A 16,870-nucleotide genomic window follows, 5' to 3' on the forward strand; every position below is an offset into this window, starting at 1 on the left:
GCACTCGCCCAGGCCTTTGACGCTGTCGCGGACATGAGGATCATCCCCGCGTATGCGGGGAGCACACATATGTGGGTGCCTGCCGGATGTTGGTGGGGGGATCATCCCCGCGTATGCGGGGAGCACTTCCACTGATCACCAGACTGAACCTTCTGCGAGGGATCATCCCCGCGTATGCGGGGAGCACATCGTCGCAAAGCTGGTGGATACCTCTACCGACGGATCATCCCCGCGTATGCGGGGAGCACACTGGGTTAACCGTGAGCTGCCTGCCAAGACCAGGATCATCCCCGCGTATGCGGGGAGCACAGGAACTGTTTAAGCGTGTTAACGACCCTGCGGGGATCATCCCCGCGTATGCGGGGAGCACGCGGACATGCTTGCTGATGGTGAGCTGACCACGGGATCATCCCCGCGTATGCGGGGAGCACCGCACCGTCAACCGCTGGGGGGTCATCTACGAAGGATCATCCCCGCGTATGCGGGGAGCACGTATCGCTGTACATGAAACTGGCGTAATTCGCGGGATCATCCCCGCGTATGCGGGGAGCACGCGCCGTGCTGCTGTATCTCCTTGAGGAGGGCAGGATCATCCCCGCGTATGCGGGGAGCACATGGACTCGCCGCTCACCATCAATTTCGGCCCGGGATCATCCCCGCGTATGCGGGGAGCACACTCTCTCAGCCCACTGGCGAGGCCAAGCCTTGGGATCATCCCCGCGTATGCGGGGAGCACCTCAAGCCATCAACAGCCTTATCAACATAATCCGGATCATCCCCGCGTATGCGGGGAGCACTATGCTCCAGTTTTCTACCGAAGGTAATCTGAAGGATCATCCCCGCGTATGCGGGGAGCACGGGGGTCTGGCCGGTGATGTTCAACCCAAGCTAGGATCATCCCCGCGTATGCGGGGAGCACCGCTTCCCCCTCGACAAGGGCCGCAGGTACCGGGGATCATCCCCGCGTATGCGGGGAGCACTTTTCGGTGTCGTAGAAGCCGGTCAGCGCCCACGGATCATCCCCGCGTATGCGGGGAGCACGCCTCTTGGAGTCGATGCCCGATGGCTGGAACGGGATCATCCCCGCGTATGCGGGGAGCACTCAGGCTCCCCGCCCTTATTGGCATCTGCGCAAGGATCATCCCCGCGTATGCGGGGAGCACCCGGCGCGGGAAGCGGGTCCAGGACTCAAGAAGGGATCATCCCCGCGTATGCGGGGAGCACGATATCCAGTCAGTTATCGAACCCATATTCAGAGGATCATCCCCGCGTATGCGGGGAGCACATGATGACCCATCACGGTACGAATCCATGTTGCGGATCATCCCCGCGTATGCGGGGAGCACGATTCGAGACTCCTTATCAAAAAACCATATTTAGGATCATCCCCGCGTATGCGGGGAGCACTCGTCATATGCCGAGTGTAGTCAACAAAGAAAAGGATCATCCCCGCGTATGCGGGGAGCACTTACTCGAATTAGTAATGAAGGAGTTTTGCGGGGGATCATCCCCGCGTATGCGGGGAGCACCTGCACCATAAGGAAGCCATCTCGCTTTCGCCGGGATCATCCCCGCGTATGCGGGGAGCACTATAAAGCGCAGCATCTGGTGCTGACCAAACAGGGATCATCCCCGCGTATGCGGGGAGCACGCCGTCACTGTCAAGCAGGATGCCGCTGTAGAAGGATCATCCCCGCGTATGCGGGGAGCACGGCACTTACTATGGAGGTAAACGATAATGGGCAGGATCATCCCCGCGTATGCGGGGAGCACTGACGTATTGGTGAATTGTGCCATCTGAACCTAGGATCATCCCCGCGTATGCGGGGAGCACATTTGCCTCCTTGATCGTCTCTATAAGTCTTGAGGATCATCCCCGCGTATGCGGGGAGCACCCCTTGCGGAGAAAGTATATCGGACGCATCAGGGGATCATCCCCGCGTATGCGGGGAGCACTGCGTGGCGAAGAGCCTGCGTGCGGTTTCGGAGGGATCATCCCCGCGTATGCGGGGAGCACCGATCATACATACCCCCTCTGTCCGTATTGCGGGGATCATCCCCGCGTATGCGGGGAGCACTCGTAGTCGTCGACGTAATCGCCGGCTTCTGCCGGATCATCCCCGCGTATGCGGGGAGCACACGTATGTTGCCTTAGCGCGAACATCAACATAAGGATCATCCCCGCGTATGCGGGGAGCACCGTAAAAATGCAACGATACATGGAAAACCATGGGGATCATCCCCGCGTATGCGGGGAGCACCTTTGGTCTGTGGATCAGCAGTGAGATCAGTAGGGATCATCCCCGCGTATGCGGGGAGCACAATTTTACGCATTCGTTCCAGATCGTCGCCTTGGGATCATCCCCGCGTATGCGGGGAGCACAGGATTGGAAAAAGCCTATCAAGGTTCAGGTGGGGATCATCCCCGCGTATGCGGGGAGCACGATATGACCGCGTTCCACAAAACAACGTCCAAGGGATCATCCCCGCGTATGCGGGGAGCACTTTCCAATTACGTACATACCGTACAGACTTTGAGGATCATCCCCGCGTATGCGGGGAGCACACAGAAAGCTCAGGGGTGCATTCGGATCAAAACGGATCATCCCCGCGTATGCGGGGAGCACAACTTGCTGTATAGCGTCTCGGTAATTCGGTCCGGATCATCCCCGCGTATGCGGGGAGCACCGATTGAATCTATCTTGTCATTTGCTTCCTTTAGGATCATCCCCGCGTATGCGGGGAGCACACAATAATTCAGAAAAAAAAGAACGAGTCGTCGGGATCATCCCCGCGTATGCGGGGAGCACCGATCTGGAACGAATGCGTAAAATTCCTGGGCAGGATCATCCCCGCGTATGCGGGGAGCACTGCGACGTTGATTCCGTATCGCTTGATTGTGAAGGATCATCCCCGCGTATGCGGGGAGCACGCCTTTGCATTCACCTGATCGATGGTAGCAAACGGATCATCCCCGCGTATGCGGGGAGCACGAGAATAATTTGGGGTTTTATTGGTGCTTGACAGGATCATCCCCGCGTATGCGGGGAGCACACTTAAAGATCCTTGCAATCCCAACAATATGATAGACAAGATCTCTGATTTTTAATCAGTTTACATTTCAACCCCCCTCTTTTTTCCGTCTCAGCCACTGCAATTTAGACCATCTGCACTCAGCTCCTTAGCCATGCACCTACACAGTAGCCAGTGCTTGGCCCTCATCGGCAAAGCTCATTTGAAAAGTACAGGCGCGGTTGCATTCAGCCAGAACGAGAACGTCTGAACTTTGCCGCGCGTCTGTACTTGCTGGCATTGCTCCAACCAGTCCGACGGTATCGGTTTCCCCCACCTGCAAATCTGCCGTCGCCGCCATCAGCAGGCTTCTCCATAAGAGCCAATCCTTCACAGTCAACTGAGTCCCAATCCGAGCGATGCACCTTGAAGCCCAGATGCTGCTCATTGCGGGCGGAATAGACCATAATTGCCTTGCCAGTTCGGATCTGCCCCGTGATGCGTTCCCAAAGTCGATCCCGAACTCTAGCGGTGACGTGGCCCACGAAAACCCCGGATGCTATTTCTAAGAGCCATCGAGTCAAATCCCCGCGCAGACCCACTGGGCATGCTGTCAAAACGACGACTACCATCAGCTCATCCCCTTCTCTTCATCTGCATAGGATCTCCCAGCTGGGACTCCGCCGACCCTCTCATCCCAGAGCTCCAAGGTCCCGTCATCTTCATCAGAAGACAAAGAGACAGGCGCTCCAAGCAGTCTTGGAATGTCACGAGCCATCCGTCGCATGAGCGAAAGGTCATAGACAGCATCACGCATGGCATGCCGCGTCGCTGACCCGATGTCGTCGGGTTGCTTTGCAGCGGTTTTAAAGGCTACGGGAATCGAGATCTCAGCCTTGTACAGATCAGCCACGTCATAAACAAAGGAGCGCTCATGGCCTACATGAACGAATCCCAGGCCTGGCGAACACCCAAGGGCCACAATCACCGAATGAGCGATTCCGTACAAGCAGGTATGAGCAGCCGACAAGGCCTTGTTGATCTCGTTGCCGGCATCGAAATCCTCATGATCATAGGTTCGCTTGTCCCACGGGACACCAGTCAGCTCCGACCAGTGACGGTAGACCTGTCGAACTCGGGCACCTTCACGTCCACGCAGCTGCTGCATGGTACAAGAACTGACATCTTCGTTGAGGAAGCGCATCTGGTACATAGCCCTCGCCACAGCCAAACGCTTGCGGGTGTTGGAGACCAGAGCCGCCTGCCTTTGCAGAAGAGCCGCCGAATGCGTCAGAGGACGGCCGAACGCGTACATCCTCACACCGCGCTCCCCCACCCATACCACACTGGCACCGTTGTCACCAATAACCACCATGGCCTGATGACTGACGGTGGTGCCGGGACCCAGCATGAGCACACCTAGATTGGCAGCAGGCAGCCGTATAGTCCCGGTATCTCTGGTGACCGCGATGGCATTGGCCTCGCGGCTGATAACGCAGTGCTCGAAATAGGCAAAGGAGAGTCTATCCTCGGCCCGCACCAATTCACCCAATTCAGGAGGGGGACTGCCGGGAACCTCGGTTCTCACGGCAGACCCCATGGACTGATCCCTAGTCATCGGATCGGAGCCACCGTCAGCAATCCGCAGCCGAAGCTCTTGGCCCTGCCGATGCCCTGCCGTAGGCAACGTTGGAAAGCTTGCGCATCGGTTACCCGGAGCTGTCCATCGAACTGGGCTGTAATCAAGGTGACCTTGCTACCTCCGTGGTCGAACTGCTCCTTGCGGCGCTCTGAAACAACGCAGGCCGGCCCATGACTCTCATCCGAGCTGCCCAGAAGGACAAACCCGTTGCGTTCACTACGCTTCTCCAGCCAAGACAGCTGATAATCCGCAGTGACATGGCCCATCACCTTGCCGACTACTGCATGATCGGACCGTCGCCCCTTGTCCATATAGACCTGTCTGGCAGGATTCGCCCGAAGCCTGAAGGCCCACTCCTGTCCCTTGGCTATATGAGTGATCAAGGGTTCGTAATCCTTCACCTCCCACTCGGCGCGGGTCGGCCAACCGGCCTGCTCGACGATATGTGTGAAGTCAGGACGCTCGGGACTAACCACATACAGCCAGGTCGAATCTCCATCACGAGAGAAATCCAATCGCCACAAGATGCGTCCCCCATCGCCACTGCGTACTGCATCCGGCGGAAAGGACTTCTCGACGGCGGCATGAAGACGGTAAGGCGAGGCTATCAGTTGCTTAGCCGCATACCGCACAGCATTCAACGGCATTCTGGATATATACATGCCTGCCTCCTAAAAGAACGACATCGGATCATGGTCCGGAACGGCTTTAGCCCGCTGCTTGTCAGGGCCAGGACCATCCGGATTAGGAATTCTGTATCGGCTAACCGTTCTGACCGCATATCTGCGAGCTGCACCGAAACTCAGCGGAACGTCTGCCTGAGAAGAGACAATCCGTTTGTCTTCGTCCTTGGCGCAGTCCACATCACAGACCACCTCGAGTCGGCAGCCCTGATGGCGCCTCTTATACCAAGAAGCAGCCATCCATGGATGGGTGCGCAGAGCCTGATCCACACAGTCCTGCTGAGCCAAACCAAGCGAGACAGGGTAATCCGGCGGGCAAGCCCGGCGACCCAAATATAATGGCCACCGGGGATGACGCAGAGCCTGGTCCAGACCTTCCAGAAGCCCAGAATCAGCGCCTAAAGCCACCAGGAACTTGGCATCGGATAAGTAGTACCGTGTGGTCAATGGCATGGCTTTGACATTGGCGCCATGCTCTGTTTGCATGTCATTGACCAAGATGCCCGGTTGATCGATGCGGACACCAAAGCCTAGATGCAGCAGGTCCTCGATGTCGTCATCGCGTTGACGCCCTTGCGCCGAAGCAAGCAGACCAATCACCGCGCTCTTGGTGGGCTCCCGTTGTGTGGTGCGAATTGTAAAACGCGAGGAGCTCCCCCAGGACTGCAAAGGCCCAGACAATCGCAACAGCAATACGCTCATGACTGCTCCTGCTGACCCAGCACATGCATAGTCTCAGCATCTACCTTGCTGGTCAAATCCTTGAGACCGACGGACTCAGCCACCGGTGCCAAGTCCTGCTCCGACAAATCCGTGCTGATCGCCCAAGCACGCACGGGCCGCTCATCATAGGCATCCTGAATTCTGCGCAACTCCTCAACCAGCTTACGGCCAGCGACCTGCGAGATAGGCTGTTCATGCTCAGCCACAACCGGACGTTCGAAGGCCTCCACAGCATTAATGGGCTGGCTGCCACGGAAGGCCACGATGCAGGTTTCGGGAAGAGTCCGGTTGGCGTAGGAATTCTGTTTGCCGGTCGGCATGGATCTGATGAAGGCTTCCACGAAGACCGAAGCTACTCTCGCGGTGGCCTCCGCATTGCCGATCTGCTCCTGCAGAGCATCCAAGTTCACGGTTGCGTAGCGATACAGTGTGGATGAGTTGAAGCCGACAGAATCGATCATAGCGGCACCGGCGTTGTCTGCTTCCGTGAAGTCATCAGCAGCGGTGAAATAGTCGTACTCAGGCTTAATGGCATCCACGGAGATAGCGTGAGCCACCTGAGCGCTGGCATCCGTATTCAGGTCAGGGGCATCTGCCAGCATACGGCCAAACAGGGCGATGTCTACCGCCTGCTCGTTGTGAAAGACCGCCGACACCTCCTTCTTCATAGCCAAATCCGGAGCCTTCGCCAGATCCTTTCCCTGATCCATCCATTCCAGAGCGATAGTAGCCAGCTTCCCGATCTCGGCGTTGCCGATAAAGATCAGATACTGAGTGACTGGCTTGCCACTGGCAGCCCCTGCACGAGTAGAAGCGACGACCTTGACGCCTGTAGACTGCAAAACCAAGGAGGCGTAGCTTTCAGCCTGATCTGCTGACTCGGGTCGTTGATCGGCCATAGCCTTCACGATCAGCTCGACTGCATTCTTCGTCCGTACCCCCAACTGCTTCTCGTCCAACAAAGATTTGAAGGTCTCGCGCATGGCCCGCTTCCAGGCCTGGCTGGAGACACGCGAGCGCAAGACACCGCCATACTGAGCGGTCTTGGGATTGCCTGTCTCGTCACGATTGATGTTGCTCGGAGGGACGTTCTGAACTGCGTAAATATCCATAAACATGGCTATTCTCCTTAATATTTATTTTTTAAAACAATTGGTGATCTTGTGTATGTGTATCTGCTAGATGACGAACCATTCGAGATGACCTGTCATCATCGACCGTTCTGCTAGACCTTAGCTGTTCTATTGGCCTTCTCACCCTCCTTCGCCTCCACGGCCTTGTGTACGGCGTAATACTGCCGAGCCCAACGGTGAAAGACAGAGGCCTTCCTACCAGGTAGCTGCAGCAGATAAAGATCCTGGGCGAAAGCCTGATAGTCCAGCTTCACATCCTGATTCCTCATCATCTTTATCAGCGAATACAGCTGATGTCGGATGCCGTCGAAATCAGGAACATCCTCCATGATTTGTAGCCTTCGAAGAACCGGGGTGGCCTTGGAACCGTCCTGATCGGCGTCAATCACGCGGCATGCATGACCGAAACTGTAGCGGAAGCGCTCGGATCGCGCCCGCTGCTTAGCCTCGGCGCCATTCCCTGTGCCCTTATGATCAGGCATCCAAGCCATGCTCTGAGATTTCGACTGCTGATGAAGCGCATACATCTGCAAGGCAGTGGCAATAGCCCGTGTTTCAGTCACGATATTGGGGTCGTTGTCGAGGGCTGGGTTTCCCAGGGTATCCTGTGGCCAATCCTCGTATAGATCAAACCCGACATTCATCCACCGCACCCTGCCATCGTCAATGCCTCGGCGCAGCAGAGCCAGATGAGCCCTGGCCACGCTGCTGGCCTGAACCGTGTAGGCGTACTGCAATTCCCCGATCCGGTAGTTGGCATACCGCCCGACGGCCTGTTCGCGGTCGTCGACTGACAAGACATGATCGTTGGTCATGGTCGCTGCAGTCATCATTGAACCTCCTTTTTATTTGCGGTCTCGCCCTCGCGCAAGGGAAGTGGACCTAGATATTTATTCAATTGGCTTAGGAATCTATCGAAGATCTGCTCAGAAGATCGGGAGCCATTGGCCTTGGGCAGGAAAGACGGCGCCGGAGACTGATCGCGGTACTCACCAGCTATGCCGATCAGATCCCGATGAATAGCCTGGAACCAGTCATTCCGGTAGCGTTCGATGTCTTCTGAAGGACCGAACTCCGCAATCCGCTGTCTGAACAGCTGATCCAGGGAAGCATATGCACGTTCCTTGACGCGGGCTACTGCTGCATAGAAGCGGTCCTTCTGCGCTTTGTCGCCTGCGGATTGGTTCAACTGGGCAACCATGGAGTCCAGTGCCTTGACGGAATCCTCAGTACGCTCAACAACTTGAACCACCACATCCACGGCGGCGGCATCCAAATGAAGCAGTTGAAGGTTTGCATCGAGCGAATCATCAATAGCATCCGAGAAGAAACTGTTCTGCGGACCATAGATCATGCTCTGAGTATGGATGCGAGCCATCTGCATCACTTTTCCGGACCCGGCATCATTCTGGCTCCAATTCAATAGAGTCTCAACCCACCGAATAACACCAGGACGGGTGTCGTCAGTCTGACCGGCACCGTTGCTTCCCGCGCTGATCAAAGGCTGCAGCTGCCGCCAGATGGCCTTGTCAGAAGTGAACGTGACTGGCATACGAGGAGCCGTCGGCAGACCCAGTTTCTTCCGCAGGTTCTCGCTGCCGTAACGCCAGGCTGTCATAGGCTCATAAGCGTCCATGTTGTCAGCGCTGATGACATCGCCATAGCAGACGATGACGCCGACCACGCGGGAACCTGAATCATTGGGTATCAGCCTCACCCTGCGCGATTGCAGAGTGAGCATGTCCACAACGCCGGTGGGGCGATATTCAGGATTCATGTCAGGGCTGGCTGGTTCACGTTCCCAGGGCGCCAGATCACCAGGCTTGCCGAACCAGATATCATTATCCCCATGGCCTCGGGGATTGATCAAGCACCAGTTGAGCATCAAGGTGGCGAACAGGTTGTCCCGTTCCAGATACACGTTGCCCAGAGCGCCTAACCAGCCAGTTCCTACCTTGGACCTGGGCGGATACACCTTATTGTTTCGCACATGGGTCTCTCCATCCACCGGTGATTTGATGCCTGCAGGGTCATAGGCCTGGAGGAAGACCAGCCATCGAGCTGCCTCAGGCAGAGTAAGCGAGTCCAGGTCGTTCTTGGCGCGCATGGAGAAGAGAAACTTCTTGGGCTTAGGCACGTCGGCCTGAAGCTCGCCAATGCTGTCATACTCTTTATCATCTGACGAGTAGGTCAATCCTGGCGTCTGATAAAAGGGATGATCAGGGTCGAACAAATCGAACCTGTCGTGATAGCGCTCAAAGTAATCGTCAATTACTTCAGGGTCGAACTGCCCAGCCTGCCAAAGCGTCCACCATAGCTGCAGCAAGGCCGTCGGATTATCATCCCCGATCATGGATTGATACCGCAGAGCATATGCCTGGTAGAGTACGGCTTCGGCGGTCCTCAGGAGGGGCAAGGTTTGCTGAGGCATATCACTGGAAATCTCACGGATTCGATGGGCCTCAACCAAAAGGTCACGCAGGGAGACCAGGCCGACACGCCCTTCCAAATATGTAACCCTGATCCAGGGCTGCTCCAAGAGATTGAACGACGGCCGACCTCCGCCGGTCGCTTCATTATCATTCATTGTTATCGTCCTTCCTGTTTGATTAATTGTTTATGGTTGCGACACATGACACGCTTCACAAGTGGAAATGCACATAACTAGCGAGATGCTGCACAGTCAGCGCGTTCATCCTTATCTGCCTTCACGCAGGTCAACCCGTCCTCACGGGTGTATCCAATACAAAAACCATGTACAGTGGCAACGAATCTCGGGCGATTCGACTCGGATTTCTCCTCATCCAAGACCAAAGGCAAACAGCCATCCAACCAAGGAGATTGATGCCAGGCATCGACACAGTCGTCTGCTCGGATCTCCAGTTCATTAACCAGAGCATCAATGTCATGACAGATCCGATCCGGCAGATTTATCGCGCAACGCAACACCACTTGTGCCAACCGGTTCTCAGGTACAGTTTTGACAGGCACAGGAGCCCCGCAAGGTACTGTGTCGCCTCCGATCCAGGGCAGAAGCGCATACTCATCACCACACCGGCGTAGAAGCATCACCTCTACCGAATCATGAGTATCTCTGACGGCCTGCCTGGCTTTGGCTTCCGACCTGGCGTCCACAGTGCTGGTAAATAGGTCCACCAATGTGCTTGACTGGCGCAGCAGACGGGCCGAATCTTTCATCAAATAGACTTGGGCCTTGTCAATCTCTTCTGCATCCTTTTCGGCACGTTTGTGTGCATCCAGCCGATACCGTTCTTGCCAGGCTTTAGGTATCAGCTGTACAACTGCATCAGAGTCATAAGCCGTGCGGACCAGCGAAGCGATGTCATCAGGAAGCTGCAGCAAGCGGTGGGCGCCGTCTCCTTGCAGGCAAAGCACAGCAAGGGCTTCAAGCAGGGATGCCGGCGGATAGACGCTGTCTACATAGTCAGGAAATACCGGACCATCTGTGTTCCAGGAGGCTATGCCCCGCAGATAGCAGAAGGCTTTCCGCAGACCAGCTGGACGGTCGTTCTCGCCTTGTCCACGGCGATGGCGATGCAGACGACCCATGCGCTGTAACAGAAGATCGACTGGTGCTATATCGGTGACCATAAGGTCGAAGTCGATATCCAGGGACTGCTCCAGAACCTGCGTGCCCACAACAATCAGCCGGTGAGGACGTCCTCCATTGGCAAGGGTTGCATCCGGACCAAGGCGTTCTCGGAGTTCTTGTTCGTTGTCCATACGGTCCCGGTCGATGAAGCGAGAATGCGTCAGTCTGATCTGATCCGGGCCAAATACATCGGTCAAAGCTGCAGCAGTTTGCTGGGCACGGTCTACGGTGTCGCAGATCACAGCGGCGCAGCCACCTCCAGCCAGACGATCTTGCAACAAGTCTGACAGTTGCTCAAGATCGTCGTCGATGACATGACAATCGATGTCCACCGCACGACCCGAGGGCTGCACCGAGCTAGTCCGGCAGGTCGTTCTAGACGTGTAAGTAATCAGCGGATAAGCATGCAGGTCGTCAGAGTCCTTCTCCTCATTAGAGGGCTGCTTGTCACCTGGCTGTAAAGGGGCAGAAGTCGTATCAATGTGCAGCTTGGAGTAACGATCAGCAAATGCCTCCATGCTTGCAAAACAACGCGGTGCAACTTCAGGGGACTGCTCCGTCTGGCTGCCTGATCGGCCGAGCACCGAGGCATACCCTTTAACATAGGCGTCCACCAGCTCACGTCGCAACGATGCAGGCAGGGTTGCCGACAGAAGAATGACTGGGTTGTGGAATCCTCCCAGCCATTCCAAGGTCCGCTTGAGATATTCACGCATGTAGGTGTCATAAGCATGGCATTCATCGATGATGACAACTTTGTTGGCTAGAGCCAATTGCCGCAGACTGACGTGTTTCATCTGCAAAGCGGCCATGAGCACCTGATCGATAGTGCAGATCAGGAAGTTAGCCAACACTCCTTTCTTTCTGCCTCTCAGCCAGTCGTTGGCCACGGCTTCTGGATAGGCTCCCTTTTTGGCTCCAAATCCCTGCGGGGCATCTTCGTCGAAGACTGATGATGTGGCCGAACTTCTGGCTGAAGCCATCATTGACATGAACTCCCTGTTGAGAGCAGCTTTGCCATGTCTGAGAGAGGTGGATTTCTCTGAGCGTCCCTGAGGCTGAGGCAATCTATCGATCCAGCTCTTGCAGCGCGAGAACATGGCATCGGTGGTGGCCATTGTTGGTAAAGCTACACAGACACCCCCCCTGCCTGTACGTTCCGCCAGAATTTCCGCACAGGCTAGGGCTGCTTCGGTCTTGCCCTCGCCCATCGGCGCCTCGATGACCATAATGCCAGGGTCTTGGATCGTTTCTGCCAAATGTACGGCCTGCACCTGAACCGGTCTCGGATTGGCACCCGTCGGCAGATCGAACCTAGTGGCGAAGCGCTCCCCTATGCTGATATGCTCGTGGTCCGGCTGCCACTTTGGAGGCAGGCCGAGGTTATGCCATCCGCGCTCCTGGCGGGTCTTGAGACCTGCCCGAGTACGTATCGAATTCATTCGATCCCAGGTCTCTTCGTCGTAGCTCGGAGGGTTGAGCGGCACCAAGGGGAACAGGGCATCATCGCTGTTGCTGGCGATCCAGTCAGCCATAATGACAAGCCCTTCCAACACCGATTCCGCGTATATGTTCAGCCGCACTTCACTTAGCTGAGAGAAGTCATCATCATTAAGTCCGCACTCCTTGACGACGAATTCGATCAGTTCGCGCTGGATTTCGACCCAGTCCTCATAGCCCTGCGCCGTTCCCAGCCGCACATCAACATCGGACTTGCACAGAGCCTGGCGCGTAGGAGGCTGACCATGATGTCCACCGACGACGCAGGCATAGGATTCGGCCACTGGCCTGCTCCAATGCCGCACCTGTGTCAGATAAGACTCCAGAATCCGCTGGCCCGCTATGGGATGGGTAGGATAACTCGTATCCGTAAGTGGAACATCAGGAAATCGCAGACCAGCCTGTCTGGGCTTCCACTGCAAGGAGAGGCCCTGCATGCCCGGCGCATGCGTCAGCGGCTTGCTTTGGAAAACCGGGGTAGCTTTACCGATGTCATGGACACCAGTAATGAACATGCAGACTTTGCGAGCCAACTCTGAATCGCCAACATCACGGACGATTATCTCTTGGGTGCCTATGGGCACCCAGTCACGCCAAAGGTGCCTAGCCACTGCGGAAGAATCACTTAGATGCGCGAAGACCGGCAGCCAGTCATCCTCATTGAGCAGATTTGTCTTGCCCCACAGGGATATGGTTTTAGTGTCAAGATCCAAGTCTGCTGGTATCGCTCCACTCATTGTCCCCTCGTTCTCAGCCCAACGGTTTCGTCTAATGAGTAACATCGTTGTAAGTTCGTTTTGAGTATAGCACAGAGAAATAATTCTTGTCCATTTTTTACAGAACTTATAGTTTCTTAATGTCACAAGTTATTATAGTTACCCTGATTATCCAGGGAACACATAGAATCCTAATGACACAAGGGGCCATCCCCCCTACAATGAGGGGAGCACACCTCAAGAAGAGGCAACGTGCAGTCAGTCTACACCGAAACCGTGGTCGCTCGCCTGAAAAACGCCTGTAATGCACGCTGCTGACCGCTCTTGAGACCATTGGCAACCGATACGACTTCCAACATCGTCCCATCTGCCGAACTGCTGTTTTGGACAGCCCAACGAACTAGCCAGGAATTCATCCAAACAGCTGATGCCTTAACCTCATTCCAGACGCGCCTGCACGGAAGCACAACAGCCGAAGCTACCGGTCCATCATGACTGAGAGCGATGTGCCAGCACAACTGCACTCGATTGACCTGACCACCGGTTAGAGGCAAGAAATCATGAAGCTTGGCTGCCAGAGAGGAACTCAAGCGGACACTCGGTCAACCTCTACTATCGTCCGGAATATCCGCCCAGCTCTAGGAGCAGTCATCCAACTCATGGGTGATGGCTCAGGCCCCAGTGCCTGAGGCCAGGCTTGAGCACCGATTCCACTTATTACCGGCCCAGCGCATGCCTAGTGCGCCGCTGTGTCATCCTTGATCAATGCTCTCGGCTCACCCTGCCGCCGCTTTCGCGTCGAGAACAAACTGAGCATGCGCGTGCCTGACACGGCTAGCTACCGACCAAACTCCTGCAGGTCGACCAAATCATAGCCCAGACCCAACACTTGTTCAAACCCGGCAATATCTATGGGTCCGAGTATTCCCTTATTGGCCTCGTAGCAAATCACCCTGTCATAGTTCGAAGACCTTGCAACCTCATAAATCGGTAAAGGCAGCCACAGAAGTGTGCTTATGGGATGAACTCAGGCCACCCGAACCACTACCTGTTAAACTGCTCATTTCGCCCTTTCTCTACAACGAATTTGAACATACGCAATAGGTCCAAACAGCAGCAGCACCTGAAGCAGCAACACAATAAACTTGCCACTTTATGTGCTGTTCCCCAGATTGCGTCTGATATTGGATTGTTTTTTTACTCTGAAATATGAGACGCTTCTTATCTCCTCGGTAAGAAAACCTACAAGATATTCGCCCAATTGCTGAATAAAATATCAAAGATTGCCATGGAGCGGGCGACGGGAATCGAACCCGCGTAATCAGTTTGGAAGACTGAGGCTCTACCATTGAGCTACGCCCGCAAAGCCGTTGGCTCGGTAAAGAGCTTACCACAGGGTGCGACATCTCGACTGTCAGTGCCTGTCATCCTGTATGCGATCGCATTGAGGCCACCAAATGGATCCGCGGGCTCCCCGACCCCGCATGGCAGAAAAGCCATTGAAGCCGGTGCCGGGGGATTCGTTGTGAAGACGGACCCATCGAAAGAGATCATCACCAAGAGCATCAAGGCCTGCAGGGGTGAACCTCAATTCAACGCCGTCAGCACCCGTCAGCTCATTCACAGCCTGTTCGACAGCCGCCCAATGATCAGAAGGAACCAGGCAAGGGCCATGTTGAACTCGTTGAGCGAGCGCAAACGTCAGGCCGCCTCCTGGCCGCGGAAGGCACGGCCAACGCCGCAATCGCCAAAACCATGTCCATCAAACGGTCGACCCTCCTCTCGGCAGCATATGACAGCCTGGACTTGAGCCGTGTCCAGCTGGCCCGACTGGTGGAGCGGACCGATCTGGATGATCTGAGGATCATCCTTCCCAAGAAGTCGTAGTCTGGCATCTCTTCCCGCCTTGCTGGGAATCCACGCGTCGCGCAAGAGCCGCGACATACGGATCCCAGGTAGGCGGTGGTCACAAAAACAGGTTGACATCCCGGATTCAGATTGCCGCCGTTTTCCGAAGTTCAGGGGGTGAACAGCAGAGGCGTTCAGCTCACGACAAGAGCCGTTCCAGTATGACAACCGCGGAAGCCAGTCCTGCGTCGTGGGTGAGGGAAATATGCCATGCCAGCCGATCGTTTCCATCAGCGCCCAGGGAATCAGACAGAGCCAGTTGCAGATCTTGCGCCAAATAGACACCAGGTCTGCCCCGGCTATCATCCAGGATCTCAATTGCACCCCAAGGGAAGTCATCCAGGGCATAGGGGGCACCCCTCTCTTCAAGCGCCTCAGACCAGGCCTTCAGAACAGCCTCCTTGCCGGCCCAACGGACTGCCAGGTGCGATTCGGAATCATCGCCCTTGACCCGGGCCCGCTCTTGGGACTGCCGTCGCTCACGGACTGAAAACAAACTGCTCATCCGAGTACCTGGCATGGCCAACCGCTCGGCGAAATCGGCTATGAAGACCAGATCATGCCCCAGTCCCAACACAGTTTTCTCACCCGAAAAACCCATGATATGAGTATGCCCTTGATGGAAGGCCATCGGCAAGTCCTGGGTCGTCAGTCAAAAGCAGGGATTGGAGGTCAGCTTAGACACATACACCTGGTGGGACCAGCCCTTCCTACTGCCTCGCGACCAGACCCATACGGCCCATTCAAGCGCCATTCCCAGCTTCAGGCGGTCGCTCCACATATAGCAGGCATTCGGCTCCATGGCGCATAAGACATCTGGCGGCAATACGGCCGGGCATGGCATCTCAATCCGGATTCCAATCCTGTTTCATGGCTGCCGTGCCATATCTCCGGACACGTCGCAGCCATCAGGAAGCAGGTTCGAACAGGGCCAGCAACCTTGTCCCCTCGTTCTGGGTGCAGGCGAGCTGATGATTGCCGCCGACGATCGAGGACTCGGCAAAGGCAAAGAAATTCTTCCCCTGTCCTGCGGGGTAATTGAGGTTTGAAGAGGAGGACCGCATTGTTTTGCCGTCGACAGTGCACCGCCCGGCATCCACCTTGCGCAGGTCCGGCCTCATCGCGAGGAGGTAGACGGTACCCTGCTTCTTGGCGGAAATAGTCACTTTGCCGCCATCCCCGGTCAGGTCGTATGTCTTCATTGCGGCGAATCTGCCGCTGACATCTTCCAAGCTCGGCTCCGAGCGGGTGGAACCCCCGCACCCAGCAAGGGAAACAGCCCCGGACATAATCGTCAGAACCAATGCCAGCAGTCTTGTCTTCATGGCTTCCCCTATCTGGATTGAACCATGCAATGCCCGCCACACTACGGGTATTACCCAGTTGAGACAAACACTACCAGACATTCCATCTCAGCACCAGAGACCCCTGATGGCTCGTCCGGAGTCCGGAACCACTGGTCATCCCCATTGTCAAAGACCACCCAAGCCCGGGTTCAGAATTGACTCTGATCCCAGGCTGCCGACGGATCAGAACCGGAAGGTCGGCATGACGAAGGGCTGGCTGATCCCGCCATGCATGAAGAAGGCAATGACGATGGCCAGCAGGCTCATCACCAGGCCGAAGATGACCATGACCTTCCCCTTGTGCCGACCGCCGCTCCGAGCGAAGAAGAACCCCAGCAGTGAGCAGATGACCCCGAGGCCGCCCAGGCAGAGGGCCACCAGATCAATCTCTTTGAAGAAAGAGGCCAGCAGGGCGACGATTCCCAACACCAGGCTGACGATGGCCATGGAGCTGACCGGGCGGCTGTCCGGACCATCGGCCTTCATCTCGCCATGATTATCCAACTGACTACTGCCTTGGTCCCGGTTATCCTGATCAACCATTGTCCGACCTCTTCCCTTCTGGTTGCAAAGAAGGCCATCCGGTCCTCATAT

Annotated in this window: 12 protein-coding genes, 1 tRNA gene, 1 pseudogene and 1 CRISPR repeat array (1 of these 15 cut by a window edge); of the genes and pseudogenes, 1 reads left to right on the plus strand and 13 read right to left on the minus strand. The window is 56.0% G+C overall.

What is annotated here, in order from left to right:
- A CRISPR array of direct repeats spans window positions 1-3,054; the repeat unit is 28 nt; unit sequence GGATCATCCCCGCGTATGCGGGGAGCAC (it extends 1,122 nt beyond the left edge of the window).
- Between the two features lie 139 nt (window positions 3,055-3,193).
- The 10 genes and pseudogenes from GYM67_RS09300 to GYM67_RS07765 all read right to left on the minus strand — a co-directional run bounded on the left by GYM67_RS09300 (window position 3,194) and on the right by GYM67_RS07765 (window position 14,385).
- The gene (locus GYM67_RS09300; protein ID WP_258561615.1) at window positions 3,194-3,373 is read right to left on the minus strand and encodes a hypothetical protein; all 180 of its coding nucleotides are present in this window, start codon (window positions 3,371-3,373) and stop codon (window positions 3,194-3,196) included.
- A gap of 28 nt (window positions 3,374-3,401) precedes the next feature.
- A pseudogene (cas2e, locus tag GYM67_RS09305) lies at window positions 3,402-3,644 on the minus strand (type I-E CRISPR-associated endoribonuclease Cas2e); the annotation flags it as partial.
- A complete protein-coding gene (gene cas1e, locus GYM67_RS07730; protein ID WP_220236327.1) occupies window positions 3,644-4,612 on the minus strand; it encodes a type I-E CRISPR-associated endonuclease Cas1e in 969 nt (322 codons plus the stop codon). The pseudogene cas2e and the gene cas1e, both read right to left, overlap by 1 nt.
- 14 nt (window positions 4,613-4,626) lie before the next feature.
- Window positions 4,627-5,316 (minus strand): type I-E CRISPR-associated protein Cas6/Cse3/CasE, encoded by a 690-nt coding sequence (cas6e, locus tag GYM67_RS07735; protein WP_220236328.1) that lies wholly within the window; start codon window positions 5,314-5,316, stop codon window positions 4,627-4,629.
- A 9-nt stretch (window positions 5,317-5,325) separates the two neighbouring features.
- Window positions 5,326-6,039, minus strand: coding sequence for a type I-E CRISPR-associated protein Cas5/CasD (gene cas5e / locus GYM67_RS07740; RefSeq protein ID WP_220236329.1), 714 nt, complete (start codon window positions 6,037-6,039; stop codon window positions 5,326-5,328).
- On the minus strand, window positions 6,036-7,178 hold the full coding sequence (cas7e, locus tag GYM67_RS07745; protein ID WP_220236330.1) for a type I-E CRISPR-associated protein Cas7/Cse4/CasC: 1,143 nt from the start codon (window positions 7,176-7,178) through the stop codon (window positions 6,036-6,038). The genes cas5e and cas7e overlap by 4 nt, the downstream gene beginning before the upstream one ends.
- Before the next feature lie 107 nt (window positions 7,179-7,285).
- Window positions 7,286-8,026 (minus strand): type I-E CRISPR-associated protein Cse2/CasB, encoded by a 741-nt coding sequence (gene casB, locus GYM67_RS07750; RefSeq protein WP_220236331.1) that lies wholly within the window; start codon window positions 8,024-8,026, stop codon window positions 7,286-7,288.
- Complete coding sequence (gene casA / locus GYM67_RS07755) at window positions 8,023-9,780, minus strand: type I-E CRISPR-associated protein Cse1/CasA (RefSeq protein ID WP_220236332.1); 1,758 nt, start codon at window positions 9,778-9,780, stop codon at window positions 8,023-8,025. Before casA ends, casB begins: the two co-directional genes overlap by 4 nt.
- A gap of 77 nt (window positions 9,781-9,857) precedes the next feature.
- Window positions 9,858-13,088: a CRISPR-associated helicase Cas3' gene (cas3, locus tag GYM67_RS07760; protein WP_396020010.1), complete on the minus strand. Its 3,231-nt coding sequence runs from the start codon at window positions 13,086-13,088 to the stop codon at window positions 9,858-9,860.
- A gap of 1,223 nt (window positions 13,089-14,311) precedes the next feature.
- Window positions 14,312-14,385 (minus strand) — tRNA-Gly (locus tag GYM67_RS07765).
- A gap of 392 nt (window positions 14,386-14,777) precedes the next feature.
- On the opposite strand from GYM67_RS07765, the gene GYM67_RS09310 reads away from it, so the two are divergent.
- On the plus strand, window positions 14,778-14,909 hold the full coding sequence (locus tag GYM67_RS09310) for a hypothetical protein (RefSeq protein ID WP_258561482.1): 132 nt from the start codon (window positions 14,778-14,780) through the stop codon (window positions 14,907-14,909).
- 160 nt (window positions 14,910-15,069) lie between these two features.
- Here GYM67_RS09310 and GYM67_RS07770 read toward each other — a convergent pair whose 3' ends face one another.
- From GYM67_RS07770 to GYM67_RS07780, 3 genes are all read right to left on the minus strand, one after another.
- Window positions 15,070-15,531, minus strand: coding sequence for a holo-ACP synthase (locus GYM67_RS07770; RefSeq protein ID WP_220236333.1), 462 nt, complete (start codon window positions 15,529-15,531; stop codon window positions 15,070-15,072).
- A 307-nt stretch (window positions 15,532-15,838) separates the two neighbouring features.
- Window positions 15,839-16,132: a hypothetical protein gene (locus GYM67_RS07775; protein WP_220236334.1), complete on the minus strand. Its 294-nt coding sequence runs from the start codon at window positions 16,130-16,132 to the stop codon at window positions 15,839-15,841.
- A gap of 327 nt (window positions 16,133-16,459) precedes the next feature.
- Complete coding sequence (locus GYM67_RS07780) at window positions 16,460-16,819, minus strand: hypothetical protein (RefSeq protein ID WP_220236335.1); 360 nt, start codon at window positions 16,817-16,819, stop codon at window positions 16,460-16,462.
- Window positions 16,820-16,870 lie beyond the last annotated feature (51 nt).

This window comes from Bifidobacterium asteroides (genome assembly GCF_019469425.1).
GTDB classification, from domain to species: domain Bacteria; phylum Actinomycetota; class Actinomycetes; order Actinomycetales; family Bifidobacteriaceae; genus Bombiscardovia; species Bombiscardovia asteroides_I.

What these genes read in the sequence shown, in the direction of transcription:
- GYM67_RS09300 (WP_258561615.1), bottom strand. Translation starts at nt 3,373, where the DNA reads ATGGCGGCGACGGCAGATTTGCAGGTGGGGGAAACCGATACCGTCGGA.
- cas1e (WP_220236327.1), bottom strand. Translation starts at nt 4,612, where the DNA reads ATGGGGTCTGCCGTGAGAACCGAGGTTCCCGGCAGTCCCCCTCCTGAA.
- cas6e (WP_220236328.1), bottom strand. Translation starts at nt 5,316, where the DNA reads ATGTATATATCCAGAATGCCGTTGAATGCTGTGCGGTATGCGGCTAAG.
- cas5e (WP_220236329.1), bottom strand. Translation starts at nt 6,039, where the DNA reads ATGAGCGTATTGCTGTTGCGATTGTCTGGGCCTTTGCAGTCCTGGGGG.
- cas7e (WP_220236330.1), bottom strand. Translation starts at nt 7,178, where the DNA reads ATGTTTATGGATATTTACGCAGTTCAGAACGTCCCTCCGAGCAACATC.
- casB (WP_220236331.1), bottom strand. Translation starts at nt 8,026, where the DNA reads ATGATGACTGCAGCGACCATGACCAACGATCATGTCTTGTCAGTCGAC.
- casA (WP_220236332.1), bottom strand. Translation starts at nt 9,780, where the DNA reads ATGAATGATAATGAAGCGACCGGCGGAGGTCGGCCGTCGTTCAATCTC.
- cas3 (WP_396020010.1), bottom strand. Translation starts at nt 13,088, where the DNA reads ATGTTACTCATTAGACGAAACCGTTGGGCTGAGAACGAGGGGACAATG.
- GYM67_RS09310 (WP_258561482.1), top strand. Translation starts at nt 14,778, where the DNA reads ATGTCCATCAAACGGTCGACCCTCCTCTCGGCAGCATATGACAGCCTG.
- GYM67_RS07770 (WP_220236333.1), bottom strand. Translation starts at nt 15,531, where the DNA reads ATGGGTTTTTCGGGTGAGAAAACTGTGTTGGGACTGGGGCATGATCTG.
- GYM67_RS07775 (WP_220236334.1), bottom strand. Translation starts at nt 16,132, where the DNA reads ATGAAGACATACGACCTGACCGGGGATGGCGGCAAAGTGACTATTTCC.
- GYM67_RS07780 (WP_220236335.1), bottom strand. Translation starts at nt 16,819, where the DNA reads ATGGTTGATCAGGATAACCGGGACCAAGGCAGTAGTCAGTTGGATAAT.